The sequence below is a fragment of the Burkholderia sp. MS389 genome (assembly GCF_016899425.1).
In the GTDB taxonomy this organism is placed as follows: domain Bacteria; phylum Pseudomonadota; class Gammaproteobacteria; order Burkholderiales; family Burkholderiaceae; genus Burkholderia; species Burkholderia sola.
The window spans coordinates 998,164-1,012,366 of sequence record NZ_CP045994.1; the positions used below are offsets into that span (position 1 = coordinate 998,164).

At 66.6% G+C, this 14,203-nt stretch carries 15 protein-coding genes; 1 reads left to right on the forward strand and 14 read right to left on the reverse strand.

Going from position 1 to position 14,203, the window contains the following annotated elements; translation table 11 throughout:
* Window positions 1-81: 81 nt before the first annotated feature.
* From GJG85_RS04650 to GJG85_RS04690, 9 genes are all read right to left on the reverse strand, one after another.
* Window positions 82-1,278, reverse strand: coding sequence for a pyridoxal phosphate-dependent aminotransferase (locus tag GJG85_RS04650; RefSeq protein WP_089488238.1), 1,197 nt, complete (start codon window positions 1,276-1,278; stop codon window positions 82-84).
* 69 nt (window positions 1,279-1,347) lie between these two features.
* On the reverse strand, window positions 1,348-1,785 hold the full coding sequence (gene nusB / locus GJG85_RS04655) for a transcription antitermination factor NusB (protein ID WP_050011615.1): 438 nt from the start codon (window positions 1,783-1,785) through the stop codon (window positions 1,348-1,350).
* Window positions 1,782-2,297 carry a 6,7-dimethyl-8-ribityllumazine synthase gene (gene ribH, locus GJG85_RS04660; protein WP_006476661.1) on the reverse strand — a complete coding sequence of 172 codons (516 nt, stop codon included), beginning with the start codon at window positions 2,295-2,297 and terminating at the stop codon, window positions 1,782-1,784. Before ribH ends, nusB begins: the two co-directional genes overlap by 4 nt.
* A 53-nt stretch (window positions 2,298-2,350) precedes the next feature.
* A complete protein-coding gene (gene ribBA / locus GJG85_RS04665; RefSeq protein ID WP_050011614.1) occupies window positions 2,351-3,493 on the reverse strand; it encodes a bifunctional 3,4-dihydroxy-2-butanone-4-phosphate synthase/GTP cyclohydrolase II in 1,143 nt (380 codons plus the stop codon).
* A 157-nt stretch (window positions 3,494-3,650) separates the two neighbouring features.
* Window positions 3,651-4,169, reverse strand: coding sequence for a DUF1993 domain-containing protein (locus tag GJG85_RS04670; protein WP_050011613.1), 519 nt, complete (start codon window positions 4,167-4,169; stop codon window positions 3,651-3,653).
* Window positions 4,170-4,484: 315 nt separating this feature from the next.
* Entirely contained in the window at window positions 4,485-5,114 is a 630-nt protein-coding gene (locus GJG85_RS04675; protein WP_050011612.1) for a riboflavin synthase, read from the reverse strand.
* 14 nt (window positions 5,115-5,128) lie between these two features.
* On the reverse strand, window positions 5,129-6,250 hold the full coding sequence (ribD, locus tag GJG85_RS04680) for a bifunctional diaminohydroxyphosphoribosylaminopyrimidine deaminase/5-amino-6-(5-phosphoribosylamino)uracil reductase RibD (RefSeq protein ID WP_050011611.1): 1,122 nt from the start codon (window positions 6,248-6,250) through the stop codon (window positions 5,129-5,131).
* Between the two features lie 15 nt (window positions 6,251-6,265).
* The gene (hemL, locus tag GJG85_RS04685) at window positions 6,266-7,549 is read right to left on the reverse strand and encodes a glutamate-1-semialdehyde 2,1-aminomutase (RefSeq protein WP_050011610.1); all 1,284 of its coding nucleotides are present in this window, start codon (window positions 7,547-7,549) and stop codon (window positions 6,266-6,268) included.
* A 181-nt stretch (window positions 7,550-7,730) separates the two neighbouring features.
* Window positions 7,731-8,183: a hypothetical protein gene (locus tag GJG85_RS04690; RefSeq protein WP_012328082.1), complete on the reverse strand. Its 453-nt coding sequence runs from the start codon at window positions 8,181-8,183 to the stop codon at window positions 7,731-7,733.
* A gap of 247 nt (window positions 8,184-8,430) precedes the next feature.
* Between GJG85_RS04690 and GJG85_RS04695 the strand changes: the two genes are divergently transcribed.
* Window positions 8,431-9,648: a Bcr/CflA family multidrug efflux MFS transporter gene (locus GJG85_RS04695; protein ID WP_204383715.1), complete on the forward strand. Its 1,218-nt coding sequence runs from the start codon at window positions 8,431-8,433 to the stop codon at window positions 9,646-9,648.
* Window positions 9,649-9,706: 58 nt separating this feature from the next.
* Here the strand turns inward: GJG85_RS04695 and GJG85_RS04700 are convergent, their stop codons facing one another.
* The 5 genes from GJG85_RS04700 to pgl all read right to left on the reverse strand — a co-directional run bounded on the left by GJG85_RS04700 (window position 9,707) and on the right by pgl (window position 14,193).
* Complete coding sequence (locus GJG85_RS04700) at window positions 9,707-10,138, reverse strand: type VI secretion system amidase immunity protein Tai4 (protein ID WP_089488240.1); 432 nt, start codon at window positions 10,136-10,138, stop codon at window positions 9,707-9,709.
* A gap of 103 nt (window positions 10,139-10,241) precedes the next feature.
* On the reverse strand, window positions 10,242-10,598 hold the full coding sequence (locus tag GJG85_RS04705; protein WP_089488241.1) for a DUF1493 family protein: 357 nt from the start codon (window positions 10,596-10,598) through the stop codon (window positions 10,242-10,244).
* Window positions 10,598-11,029 (reverse strand): STM2901 family protein, encoded by a 432-nt coding sequence (locus GJG85_RS04710; RefSeq protein WP_060313020.1) that lies wholly within the window; start codon window positions 11,027-11,029, stop codon window positions 10,598-10,600. Before GJG85_RS04710 ends, GJG85_RS04705 begins: the two co-directional genes overlap by 1 nt.
* Before the next feature lie 577 nt (window positions 11,030-11,606).
* Window positions 11,607-13,535, reverse strand: a complete 1,929-nt coding sequence (locus tag GJG85_RS04715) for a bifunctional transcriptional regulator/glucokinase (protein ID WP_089488242.1) — start codon at window positions 13,533-13,535, stop codon at window positions 11,607-11,609.
* Window positions 13,513-14,193: a 6-phosphogluconolactonase gene (gene pgl / locus GJG85_RS04720; protein ID WP_050011604.1), complete on the reverse strand. Its 681-nt coding sequence runs from the start codon at window positions 14,191-14,193 to the stop codon at window positions 13,513-13,515. Before pgl ends, GJG85_RS04715 begins: the two co-directional genes overlap by 23 nt.
* Window positions 14,194-14,203: the final 10 nt, after the last annotated feature.

The window sequence follows — 14,203 nt, forward strand, 5'->3', positions numbered from 1 at the left end:
ACATGAAAAAGGCACCCGATTCGGGTGCCTTTTTCTATTGGCGGTGCCTGAAGCGGCCGGTGCGCCGGCCGTGGCGTCAGATCAGTGCTGGCCGAACAGCGTCGCGAGCCGGTCGACGGCCGCTTCGAGCCGCGAGTAGGCGGTCGCATAGGACAGGCGGATATAGTCGCGCGGCGCATGGACACCGAAGTCCATGCCCGGCACCAGCACCACGCCCGCGTCGTGCAGCATCGCCTGCGTGAGCGCGGCGCTGTCGCCGGCCGCCGGGTGGGCGACGCCGCCGCAATGCGCATACACGTAGAACGCACCGTCCGGCATCACCGGCACCGTGAAGCCGAGCCGCTCGAGCGCCGGTGCGATGAAATCGCGGCGGCGCTTGAATTCGTGCCGGCGTGTTTCGTAGATGTCGAGCGTCGCGGGTTCGAAACAAGCAAGTGCCGCATGTTGCGCGAGCGCGGACGGGCAGATGAACAGGTTCTGCGACAGCTTCTCGAACGTGCCGACGAGCGCGGGCGGTACGACGAGCCAGCCGAGCCGCCAGCCCGTCATGCTGAAATACTTCGAGAAGCTGTTCACGGTGATCACGTCGTCGCCGAACGACAGCGCCGACACGGGCGCGGCGTCATAGCTGAGCCCCTGGTAGATTTCGTCGACGATCGTGAAGCCGCCGCGTGCGCGCACCGCTTCGACGATCCGCTTCAGTTCGTCCGGTTCGAGCGACGTGCCGGTCGGGTTCGACGGCGACGCCAGCAGCACGCCGCGCGTGCGGTCGTTCCAGTGCGTGCGGACGTCGTTTTCGGTGAGCTGGAAGCGCGCGTCCGGGCCGCTCGGCACGAGCACCGGGCGACCTTCGGCCGCCGCGACGAAGTGCCGGTTGCACGGGTACGACGGGTCGGGCATCAGCACTTCGTCGTCGCGGCCGACCAGCGCGAGGCACGCGAGCAGCAGCGCGGCCGATGCGCCGGCCGTGACGACGATCCGCTCGGGGGCGATCGCGAGGCCGTACGCGCGCGCGTAGTGCGCGGCGATCGCCTCGCGCAGCGGCGCGATGCCGAGCGCGCTCGTGTACTGCGTAACGCCACGGCGCAGCGCGGCCGCGGCGGCCTCGACGACCGGCTCCGGCGCGGTGAAATCCGGCTCGCCGATGCCCATGTGGATAACATCGCGCCCCAAGGACTCGAGCCGCTGTGCCTCCTTCATCAGTTCCATCACGTAGAAGGGCTGGATCGCGTCGACGCGTGCGGCGAGCGTGACGAGCGAATCGGCGGTGGTATTCATCGGCGGGCAGGGCGGAGGGGAAAAGAATGAAAAACGGGCGCTTGCGCGCCCGTGGACAAGCAAACGGTATCAGCCGTTGCGACGCGCCTGCGTTTCGGCGGGGCGCAGCTTCGCGGCCAGCTTGTCGAGCACGCCGTTCACGTACTTGTAGCCGTCGGAGCCGCCGAACGTCTTCGCGAGTTCGACGGCTTCGTTGATGATCACGCGGTACGGCGTTTCGACATGGTGCGTGAGTTCGAACGTCGCGATCAGCAGCACCGCGCGTTCGACCGGCGACAGCTGATCGATCGGACGGTCCAGCGACGGCGTCAGCGCTTCGACGAGCGTCGCATGCTCGCGGATCACGCCGTGCAGGATCGCTTCGAGCAGTTCCTTGTCAGCCTTGTCGTAACCGAGCGCGCCGCGCAGTTGCGCGTCGATCTCGCCGGAGGGCGCGTTCGACAGCAGCCACTGATACAGGCCCTGCGTCGCCAGCTCGCGCGATTGTCGGCGGGCGCTCTTCTTCATGCGCGCTCCTCTTCGTCGTCTTCGTCTTCTTCTTCGTCCTCGTCGTCGCCGAGCTGGTCGAGCGCCATCGTCAGGTTCGCCATCTCGACGGCGACGCGCGCGGCGTCACGACCCTTTTCGGTCATGCGCGCGACGGCCTGCTCGTCGTTTTCGGTCGTCAGGACCGCGTTCGCGATCGGCAGGTTGAAGTCGAGGCCGATGCGGGTGATGCCCGCGCCGCTCTCGTTCGACACGAGTTCGAAATGGTAGGTCTCGCCGCGGATCACCGCGCCGAGCGCGATCAGTGCGTCGAACTGGCCGCTTTCGGCGAGCTTCTGCAGCGCGAGCGGGATTTCCAGCGCGCCGGGCACCGACACGAGCAGCACGTCTTCACCGGTGACGCCGAGGCGTTCCAGTTCCTCGACGCACGCGTCGGCGAGGCCGTTGCACACGGGTTCGTTGAAGCGCGATTGCACGATGCCGATACGCAGGCCGTCGCCTTCGAGATTCGGTTGGTATTGTCCGATTTCCATGATCTGGTCCGTGGTGTGGATGAACGGTTATAGGGCGAAAGCGCCGTGGCGGGTTACGCGTGGGACGCCGGGCAGGACGTGGCTTCGCCGCCGGGCATCGGAATGAAGCCCGTGACTTCGAGGCCGTAGCCGGACATGCTGCCCAGCTTGCGCGGATTCGACAGCACCTGCATCTTGCCGACGCCGACATCGCGCAGGATCTGCGCGCCGATGCCGAACGTCTTGAAATCGACCGGCCGGCGCTTGAGCGCAGCGGCCTTTTCTTCCTCGTCGAACGCCTTGAAGACGTCGATCAGGTGTTCCTTCGTATCGCCGCAGTTGAGCAGCACGATCACGCCGAGGTCGCGTGCCGCGATCTCGCGCATCGCCGCGTCGAGCGTCCACGAGTGGGTCGACACGCCCGTCTCGAGCAGGTCGAGCACCGACAGCGGCTCGTGCACGCGCGCCGGCGTATCGACGTCGGGCGACGGCGTGCCGCGCACCAGCGCGATGTGCGGCGAGCCGCTCGGCTGGTCGCGGTACAGCACCGCGCGGAACGTGCCGTGCGCGGTCTGCATCGTGCGCTCGGCGATCCGCTCGATGATCGATTCGGTGCGGCTGCGATACTGGATCAGATCGGCGATCGTGCCGATCTTCAGGTCGTGTTCCTTCGCGAACTCGAGCAGGTCCGGCAGGCGCGCCATCGTGCCGTCGTCCTTGATGACCTCGCAGATGACCGCGGCCGGCGTCAGCCCGGCGAGCGCGGTGAAGTCGCAGCCGGCCTCGGTATGGCCGGCGCGCACGAGCACGCCGCCCGGCTGCGCCATGATCGGGAACACGTGGCCCGGCTGCACGATGTGTTCGGGGCGCACGTCGTGCGCGACCGCCGTGGCGATCGTGTGCGCACGGTCGGCGGCCGAGATGCCGGTCGTCACGCCTTCGGCCGCTTCGATGCTGACCGTGAACGCGGTGCCGTACTGCGTGCCGTTGCGATAGGTCATCAGCGGCAGGTGAAGCTGCTTGCAGCGTTCCTGCGTCAACGTCAGACAAATCAGGCCGCGGCCGTACTTGGCCATGAAGTTGATCGCTTCCGGCGTGACGAATTCGGCGGCGATCACGAGGTCGCCCTCGTTTTCGCGGTCTTCTTCGTCGACCAGGATCACCATCCGGCCGGCTTTCAGCTCGGCGATGATGTCGAGCGTGGAGGCGAGCGTCATAAGGGGGCGAGAAAGAGGAAAGTGCGTATTTTACGCCAGCCGGACGGCGTTTCGGCTGGCGCGGGCCGCGCGGGGCCGGCGAGCACTCCGGAAAGCGCCGCGGACGGCCTGCGCGCGGGTGCGGACGGTTGCGGGCCGGGCATGGCCCGGCCGCACGTCACGCGTGCTCGTTGCGCCCGCCGAGGTAGTCGAGCTTGCCGAGTTCGACGCCGCTGTGGCGCAGGATGTCGTACGCGGTCGTCACGTGGAAGAAGAAATTGGGCAGCACGAAGTTCAGCAAATACGACTGGCCGGTGAACTCGATCGGGCCGACGCGCATCTTCAGCACGATCTGGCGCGCCTCGCTGCCGTCGATCTGCGCGGCGTCGAAGCTCTTCAGGTAGTCGATCGTCTTCTGGATGCGCGCATGCAGTTCGTCGAAGGTCTGCTCGACATCCGGGTAGCTCGGGATCTCGGCGCCGGCGAGCCGCGCGGCGCAGCCCTTGGCCGTGTCGGTCGCGATGTAGACCTGGCGGACGAGCGGGAGCATGTCCGGGTAGAGGCGTGCGCCGATGAATACCGATGGATCGATCTGCTTTTCGGCCGCATGGGCCTGCGCCTTGCCGAGGATGTGCTGCAGGTTGGTGAGGCCGCGGATCAGGACGGGCAGCGAAGCCTGGTACATCGAGATGGACATGGGGACGACTCCAATGGGAAGAGTGGCGGCCGCGACGCGGCGCGTCGTACGTGGCGGCATGGAAACCGCTGTCGACGCATCTTAGCGCGGCGGCATGACCCGTGCGCGTCGTTGGCTGTTCGGCCAGGTGTCGGCCGGCCGGACGGGCATCGAGCGAACGCGATCACGATGCTGTCGCTTCGGACCGCCGACGGGGTGGCCCGGCACGAAGCAGGGCGGGAGCAACGCTCGGCGGAGCGACGGGGCTGCGGCGACGCCTAGGCAACGAGGCCGAACCGTCAGCCGTCATTTCATATATGGGACGGCGTTGCCCGATCAGTCCTGATGCACGCCCTGCGACGCCGACAGCATCCGCTCCACATACCGCGCGATCATGTCGACTTCAAGATTGACCTTGTCGCCAACCTTCACGTGACGCAGCGTCGTGACCTCGACCGTATGCGGAATGAGATTGATCGAGAATTCGCACCCGTCCGCGCGGTCGTCGACCGTATTGACGGTCAGGCTCACGCCGTTCACCGTGATCGAGCCCTTGTACGCGAGATAGCGGCCGAGTTCGCGTGGCGCGACGATCCGCAGTTCATGCGACTCGCCGACCGGCGCGAAGCGCGTGACGGTACCGAGGCCGTCCACATGGCCCGACACGATATGCCCGCCGAGGCGATCGTGCGCGCGCAGCGCCTTCTCGAGGTTCACTTCGCCGGGCTGCGCGAGGCCGACCGTCCGGTTCAGGCTTTCGCGCGACACGTCGACGTCGAAGGTGGCGTCGGTCTTTTCGATCACCGTCATGCACGCGCCCTGGATCGCGATGCTGTCGCCGAGCGCGACATCGGCCAGGTCGAGCCCGCCGGCCTGCACGGTCAGGCGCACGCCGGCATCGGCCGACGTGCCGAGCGGGGCGATCGTTTCGATGCGGCCGACGGCCGCGACAATTCCGGTAAACATCGTGACGATTCCGTTCAGTGAGAGGCGTCGGGCGGCGCGACGCGCGCGAGGATCCGCAGGTCGTCGCCGATCCGTTCGATACCGTGGAACGACAGCCGCGTGCGCGCATCGAGGCTGGCCGGCGCGGCGAGATCGAACATGCCGGCCGCGTCGGCGCCCAGCAGGCTCGGCGCCAGATATACCAGCAATTCGTCGACGCAGTGCTCGCGCAGCAGCGAACCGTTCAGCTTGTGGCCGGCCTCGACGTGCAACTCGTTGACGCCGCGCGCGCCGAGCGCCGCCAGCATCGCGGGCAGGTCGACCTTGCCGTGCGCATTCGCGAGCGGCACGATTTCCGCGCCGCGCGACTTCAGCACGTTCGCGCGGACTTCGCCGGCGGCGTCGAGCCGGCCGCAGAAGATCAGCAGCGGCGCGCCTTCCAGCAGCCGCGCGTCGAGCGGCAGGTCGAGGCGGCTGTCCACGAGGATGCGTTGCGGCTGGCGCGGCGTGTCGATGCCGCGCACGGTCAGCAGCGGATTGTCCTCGCGCACTGTGCCGATGCCGGTGAGGATCGCGCACGCGCGTGCGCGCCATGCGTGGCCGTCGAGGCGCGCGGCCTCGCCGGTGATCCACTGGCTTTCGCCGGACGGCAGCGCGGTGCGGCCGTCGAGCGACGCGGCGGTCTTCATCCGCACCCACGGCCGGCCGCGCGTCATCCGCGACACGAAGCCGATGTTCAGTTCGCCCGCTTCATGCGCGAGCAGCCCGCAGCGCACGTCGATGCCCGCGTCGCGCAGCATCCCGAGGCCGCGGCCCGACACCTGCGGATTCGGGTCTTCCATCGCCGCGACCACCTTCGCGACGCGCGCGTCGATCAGCGCGTTCGCGCACGGCGGCGTGCGGCCGAAATGGCTGCACGGTTCGAGCGTCACGTAGACGGTCGAGCCCGCGACGTCGTAGCCGCGCGCGCGCGCGTCCTTCAGCGCCTGCACTTCCGCGTGGTCCTGGCCGGCCGGCTGCGTGAAGCCTTCGCCGATCACGTCGCCGTCCTTGACGATCACGCAGCCGACGCGCGGATTCGGCGCGGTCGTGTACATGCCGCGCGCGGCGAGCGCAAGCGCGCGCTGCATGTGGGCGAAATCGGTATCCGAGAACATGCGCGCGCCCCCGGGTCAGGCGGCGAGTGCCGCGAACGCGCGGCGCGCGGCCGCGAGCGTCGCGTCGATCACCGCGTCGTCGTGCGTGCTCGACACGAAGCCCGCTTCGTACGCGGACGGCGCGAAGTACACGCCCTCGTCGAGCATCAGGTGGAAGAAGCGGTTGAAGCGCTCGGTGTCGCTCTTCGTGACTTCCGCGAAGCTGGTCGGCACACGCTCGGCGAAGTACAGGCCGAACATCGCGCCGATCGAGTCGGCCGCGAACGGCACGCCGGCCGCGCGCGCTTCGGCCGCGAGGCCGTCGGCGAGCCGCTTCGTCTGCGCGGTGAGCGCGTCGTAGAAGCCGGGCGCCTGGATCAGCTGCAGCGTCTTCAGGCCCGCGGCGACCGCGATCGGGTTGCCCGACAGCGTGCCGGCCTGGTAGACGCCGCCGAGCGGCGCGAGGTGGGCCATGATGTCGCGGCGGCCGCCGAACGCGGCAGCCGGCATCCCGCCACCGATCACCTTGCCGAGGCAGGTGAGGTCGGCCGCGATGCCGTAGTGCGCCTGCGCGCCGCCGAGCGCGACGCGGAACCCGCACATCACCTCGTCGAAGATCAGCACGGCGCCGTGCTTCGTGCACAGCGCGCGCAGCGTGTTCAGGAATTCGGGCGTGCCGCGTACGAGGTTCATGTTGCCGGCGACCGGCTCGACGATCACCGCGGCGATTTCGTCGCCGAACGCGCCGAATGCTTCTTCCAGCGCGGCGACGTTGTTGTATTCGAGGACGGTCGTGTGCTTCGCGATGTCGGCGGGCACGCCGGCCGACGTCGGGTTGCCGAACGTCAGCAGGCCCGAGCCGGCTTTGACCAGCAGGCTGTCCGCGTGGCCGTGGTAGCAGCCCTCGAACTTCACGATGCGGCTGCGGCCCGTGAAGCCGCGCGCGAGACGCAGCGCGCTCATCGTGGCCTCGGTGCCGCTCGACACCATCCGCACCTGTTCGATCGACGGCACGAGCTTGCAGATTTCCTCGGCGATCTCGATCTCGGCTTCGGTCGGCGCGCCGAACGAGAAGCCGTCGGCGAGCACGTTTTGCACGGCCGACAGCACTTCGGGATGGACGTGGCCGACGATCATCGGGCCCCACGAGCCGATGTAGTCGATGTACTGCTTGCCGTCGGCATCCCAGAAATACGGGCCTTGCGCGCGCGCGACGAAACGCGGCGTGCCGCCGACCGAACGGAACGCGCGCACCGGCGAGTTGACGCCGCCGGGAATGGTCTTCTGGGCGCGTTCGAAGAGGATCTGATTGTTGGACATGAGCGAAACCTGCGAGAGAAGGGCGCGGGGGCCTGTGCACGGGCCGCGGCGCCTGGGCGGAACGATCGTCTGATTGTACCGGAGACACGCGCGGCAGGCCCGCCGGGCGGTCTGCGGCCTTTCGGCGCGCGAAGGGGGGCGTCTAAGCGGGAAGGCGGCCCCGATTCGAGCCGGTTTCCGCCTATCGCGGCGGCTTGCGCTTGCCGGTCAGTTCGGCCCAGCGCTTTTCGAGCGGACCTTCGACCATCGGCTTGATCGACGTGCCGGAACTCTGCGCGTCCCACGTCTGTACCGAGTACGGATGCACGCGCAGCGCGTCACGCGGAATCACGACGTCCTGATGCGCGTCGACGAGCCAGTCGTACACGAAGTCGATGCACAGCCGGTAGCCGCGCTTGGTCGACGGATCGGGCACCTCGTACGGCGCGCGCGTCACGTAGCCGGAGCCGAACACACCTTTCGGTTCCTTCGCGACGCGGTGCAGGAACACGCGGTCGCCCGGCAGGATGCCGCGCGCGAAGCCGCAGCCCCACACGTCATGCACGGCCTCGCCGGCCTTCACGCGCGCAGCGACGTCGGGCAGCTCGGGCCATGGCCATTTCTTGGGGCTCCAGATCAGCAGGAAAGCGGTCATCGGTTCGGTCGTACGTCGAATGGGTCAGACAAGAGAGGCAAGCAGCAAGCTTAATCGAATCCACCCGCGCGCTCGTTCGGCGGGCGACGAGCGCGGGCGTGTTCCTGGCCGCCGCCGCATGCAGCCCCGGGGCAGGCAAAAAAGTTGCGCGTACAATCATGGTCCTGAGCGCGCCGCTTGCGGCGCGGCCTCCCGTCTTCACCGCCACGCGCGCCCCGATGCGCGCGGGCTCCCATTCCGGATACCCATGTCTCACGTCGTCCGGCGCCGGCCCGATGCCCGGCTGATCCTGTTGCTCGGTGCGCTCGCGGCCTGCGGGCCGATCGCCACCGACATGTACCTGCCAAGCCTGCCGTCGATTGCCGCCGGCTTCTCCGTGAGCCCCGGCGCCGCGCAACGCACGCTGACGAGCTTCATGGCCGGCTTCTCGATCGGCATGCTGCTGTACGGCCCGCTGTCCGACACGTGGGGCCGCCGCCCCGTGCTGCTCGGCGGAATCGCGCTGTTCACGCTCGCGAGCATCGGCTGCTTCGTGTCGGGCTCGATCGACATGCTGATCGTCGTGCGTTTCCTGCAGGCGCTCGGCGCCGGCGCCGCGTCGGTGCTCGCGCGGGCGATCGCGCGCGACGCGCACGAGCCGAGCGACGCGGCGAAGGTGCTGTCGATGGTCGCGATCGTCACCGCGGTCGGGCCGCTGCTCGCGCCGCTGATCGGCGGCCAGATCCTGCGTTTCTCCGGCTGGCGCGGCGTGTTCGTCGTGCTGGCCGTGTTCGGCGCGCTATGCGCGACGACCGCGTACTTGCGCGTGCCCGAAACCTGGCCGAAGGAGCGGCGCAAGAGCGCGGCCGTGCTCGCGTCGTTCGCGTCGTACGGGCGCATCCTGTCCGACCCCGTCGCATGGGGGCACATGCTGTGTGGCGGGATGGCGTTCGCGTCGATGTTCTCGTACATCACCGCGACGCCGTTCGTGTACATCGAGTATTTCCACGTGTCGCCGCAGCACTACGGGCTGCTATTCGGCCTGAACGTCGTCGGGATCATGATCGGCAACTTCGCGAACACGCGGCTCGTCGGCCGCATCGGCTCGCTGCGCATCATTTCGGCCGCATCGCTCGTGAGCTGCATCGCGTCGCTCGCGGTCGCGTTCGTCGCGCTGACGGGGTTGGGCGGGCTGTGGTCGATCGTCGTGTGCCTGTTCTTCGTCGTCGGCGTGGTCGGGATCCTGTCCGCGAACTGCACGACCGATCTGATGCACCGCTATCCGCACAACGCGGGCGCGTCGGCGGCCGTGTTCGGCGCGATGCAGCTCGCGCTTGGCGCACTCGCGAGCGCCGCGATCGGCGCACTCGCGGACGGCACGCCGTTCGCGATGGGCGTGACGATCGGCGTCACCGGCGTGCTGTGCTTCGTCGGGCGCTATCTGGTGCTGCGCTGGCATGGACGGCCTGTGCGGGCCGGGGCTTGAGCAGCGCGGCGAAACTGGCGGAGGAGGGCGGTCGACGGGTTTGAACTTCCCCTCTGCATCACTTTGAACGGCCTGACGAGCGATTGTCGAGTCGATAGCTGCGCTTCGGGTTGATCACGAATCGCCTGACTTCGGTCTCGAGTTCCTGGCTGTGATACAGATCCAGGCATTTCAAAAAATCAAACCTCACGCCCTTGATTTCGGACTCGACGACCGGATTGCGATAGTCGCGTGCAAGAAAACGATTGACCAGCGATTTGCCCGTGTCGGGGTTCCGTTCCAGATCGAAGTCGGTCCAATCCATTAGTGCACTGGCGCTGCTTCCCGCGTCCATCGCAGCGGACGGTTCATTCCGATAAGCGGTCGCGACGCATTCGGCGAGCACCATGTCCTTGTAGTTCTGCGCGTAGGTTCGGGCGCCGGCTTGTGGCGACGACGACGTATCCGTGGCGTGGCTGGGTTGTGCCGCGAACATCAGGGCCCAGAACATCACACACCGGAGCAGTGGATTTTGTCTGATGGCAGACTCCAGAGGTATGCACAGATCCAACACATCGCCTAAAAGATGAACCGGTCTATGTGGCTAGGAGCAATCAGCGCGGTAGGCATTCCAAGCGCTGATTGCTCCACTCTCCATCCAAAATAGCCTGATAGAGCATGCCTAGAGTCAGTGGTACTTTGTCATATTTTTCTCGGCGTTTTCTGGAGAAAGCCATCCGCGCCACTTCAATCAAGCTAAAGCCCTCTCCTGAGAAGTAGCGATTGAACTCAAAATCTCCAACTTGCACTGGAAATTTATCGAAGAAGCGCTCCATAAACTCGACCGCATCGTCGCCAGTGATATCCAAATCACCCTCGACGGCATGATCTTTTGTGAGAATTTTTTTGGGGCTGACACCGGCCTCCTTTCTCACGAAATCCTCAAACTCGTCCCACGTAAACTGGCTCATCAGAACACCTTGTCCTCAGGCTTAACAAGCGCGTTATAGCGCGACACGGAACGAATGCTGATCATCGTGACATCCTTGGCAGCAATGACCCACCCAACGACAGGAACTGCGCGCCCAACGAAAACCCCAATGTTTCTTACCAGAATGAACTTCAAGCGCTTGACGCTGGCATTGGTCAACGTTGGGAGGATTTTCTTCTTCAAATCGTAGTCCAGATACTTGCGACTCAATATCGACGCAACAGAAGTCCCCGGCGTGGTACCAAAGGGCTTTGCTCGTGTTGGCATCCAATTTTGACCGGCCACAATGGCAACCACTGCTGCTACATCGTCAACACCAAGTTCCTTGCATGTCTCATCGATAAAGATAAGGAAAAACAGTTCCATTGGCGTGAGATCTCGATGTGTACCAAAGGCATAGGTATTGTTCATTATAGTATTCCTCTCTCAGGCTATCGACGAGGCTGAAACCTCGAAGAGAACGATCCCGTGCCTATTGTCCAGGGTGCTGCCTCCCAGCGAAGGCGGGAATTTGATCACTTCTGCTTTGTCACATCGCTGGATATTGGTGGCCACGTTGCCACCAATCGTCAAGGCAACTTTCTCCGCGGAATTTATCGGCGCGTAAATGCGCATTGCTGCTGCCCATGCGGCTGAAAAACGTGGTCTAGGCATATCCCTCTCCGCAAACTGGATGAACGTGATGCTGTCGATGCCAATCGGGGTTCTGTGAGAAACGTGTCATTTCTCGCGTCGGACCGGGATGGCTGCATCACGCGGCGTGAAGGAAGTTACCGAGCCTGGGCAACTCCTGACAATTGGACTTGTTCGAAAATAGGAGCGTGTACGAACGTATGACGTCACGCGCAGCCATAGGTAGAAGGCATCGTCGATACCTGCCGAGCCGCTGTTGTTCGCGCCGATGCCGATCATGCAAAACACCCCGAACGCCGGGCCTGAATCCAGCATTCGGGGTGTCGTTCACCGAGGCGTTTTTTTTACCGCTGCGTCAATCCCGCGCGACGTCCTTCGCCGCCGGCGAAGCCCCATGGCTGAGCCAATCGAGCACGTCGGCCGTTTCGTCGTCGCTGGCGCGTGCCCGCGCCTGCGCGACGGCCTCCGGCAGCTCGCCGTTGGTCGATGCGCGGCGGATCGCGACGCCCACCGCGAGGATGTCGATCATCAGCAGATGCAGGACCCGCGAGATCATCGACAACTGCGATTCACGCATCTCGATGTGATCGGTCTCGAGCGCGACGGTCGCGCGCTTCGCGAGCGGCGTGTTGCTCGACGTGATCGCGATCACCTTCGCGCCGGCCTGCATCGCGACGTCGAGCACGCGCAGCAGTTCGGGCGCGCGCCCCGACTTCGACACCGCGACGATCACGTCGCCCTTGCCGAGCAGCGCGGCCGACGCGGCCTGCATGTACAGGTCGCCGTACGCGATCGTCGGGATTCCGAAGCGGAAGAACTTGTAGTGCGCGTCCTGCGCGACGATGTTCGAGTTGCCGAGCCCGTAGAACTCGATGCGCCGCGCGCCGTTCAGGATGTCGATCGCGTTCTCGACGTGCTCGAAATTCAGGTGCTCGCGCAGTTGCAGGATCGCGGACACCGTGTTGTCGAGCACCTTCGCGCCGAAGTCGGTGGCCGTATCGCCGAGATGCACCTGGCTGTGGCTCATCGGAATCGTGCCGGTGAGGCCGGTCGCGAGCTTCAGCTTGAAATCCGACAGCCCCTGGCAGCCGAGCGAGCGGCAGAAGCGGATCACGGTCGGCTGGCTCACGTCGGCCTTGCGCGCGATGTCGACGATCGGATCGTTGATGATCGAGCGCGGATGGTTCAGCGCGAGATCGGCGACGCGGCGCTCGGCCGGCGTCAGCGCGTCGCGCATCTGGCGGATCCGCTCGAACACGGCCGACGACGCACCGCCCGAACGGTTCGACAACTGTTCCGCGAGGATCGCCGATACGCCGAGGAACGCCGGGTATTCGGCGGTGATCAGGTAGGTCGGGATGTTCTCGAGGTAGTGCGTGAAGCGGCCCTTCGCCTCGAAGCGCGCGCGGAACGACGAGCGCGTGAACAGCTCGCCCAGCTTCAGCGCGACGCCGCCGCCGATGTACACGCCGCCGAGCGCGCCGAGCGTCAGCGCGACGCTGCCCGCGAACGCGCCGAGAATCCCGCAGAAGCATTCGACCGTCTCGAGCGCGAGTGCGTCGCCCGCATGTGCGCGCTCGACGATCTCGACCGTGTCGACGGATGCGGCCACCCGCTTCTTGTCGCGCGCGGCGAGCGCACGATAGATGATCTCCATGCCGGGGCCCGCGCACACGCGCTCGAACGACACGTGCGGAAACTTCTTGCGCGCGTATTGCAGCACGAGATCCTCGCGCTCGTCCTGCGGCGCGAACGAGGCGTGACCGCCTTCGCTGCCGAGCGCGATCCAGCGGTCGTCGGCCGGAATCAGGCCCGACACGCCGAGCCCGGTACCGGGCCCGAGCAGCCCGATCACGCTGTTCTGGCGGCGCGCGCCGCCGCCGACCTGCACGCGCTGCGCATCGGTCAGGCCCGGCAGCGCCATCGCGAGCGCGGTGAAGTCGTTGACGACGAGCAGCGTGTCGAAGCCGAGCGCGCGGCGCGTCGCCTCGATCGAGAAGCTCCAGTCGTGATTGGTCATCGTGACCTGGTCGCCGTCGACCGGGTTCGCGATCGCGATCGCCGCGTGGTTCACGCGGCTGATCTTCACGTCCTTCAGATACTTGCGGATCGCGTCGGTGATCGTCGGATAGTCGGCGCCGGGATAGACGCGAATCTGCGTGATCTCGCCCGGGCCGGTTTCCAGCGCGAAGCGCGCGTTGGTGCCGCCGACGTCCGCGAGCAGGCGCGGGCCGTCGGCATGCTGACCCGCGACGACCGCCTTACTTTGCGCACCAGTAGACATCGAGCTGGGTCCCCTTGTCGTTGGCCAGTTGGGAAATCGCGTTCTTCTGCAGCGACGCGGCCGCGGCGTCGAGCACGTCGCGTTTGCGCTCGCCCGCGATCAGCAGGAACAGCCGGTCGACACGCTTCAGCGCATCGAGCGAATAGCTCACGCGCGCATGGGGCGCGGCGCCCGGATGCACGGCGACGAACCGCTCGGGCGTCGTGATCGCGTGGTCCCATTCGGGCGCGTCGGCGAAGATCGACGCGGTGTGGCCGTCCTCGCCCATGCCGAGCACGGCGACGGTCGGCACGCGGTAGTCGGCGTTCGCGTTGAGCGCGGCGACGTGCGCGTCGAGCGTGGTGCGCGTGTCGACGAGCGGCAGGAAGCGGGCAGGGGCCGCCGCGTGTTGCAGCAGCGTGTCGCGCACGAGTTGCGCGTTGCTGGCCGCGTCGTCGTCCGGCACCCAGCGGTCGTCGACCAGCGTGACGTCGACGCTGGCCCAGTCGAGCGTCGCGTGCGACAGCGTATGCAGGAACGGGCGCGGGCTGGTGCCGCCGGACACCGCGAGCGTCGGGCGCGCGGGGCGGGCGAGCGCCGCGCGCAGCGCTTCGCCGACGGCGCGCGCGAGCGCTTCGCTTTGCGCTTCCTGGGTGTCGAAAGCGTGGATCTCGATCACATCTCCTCCG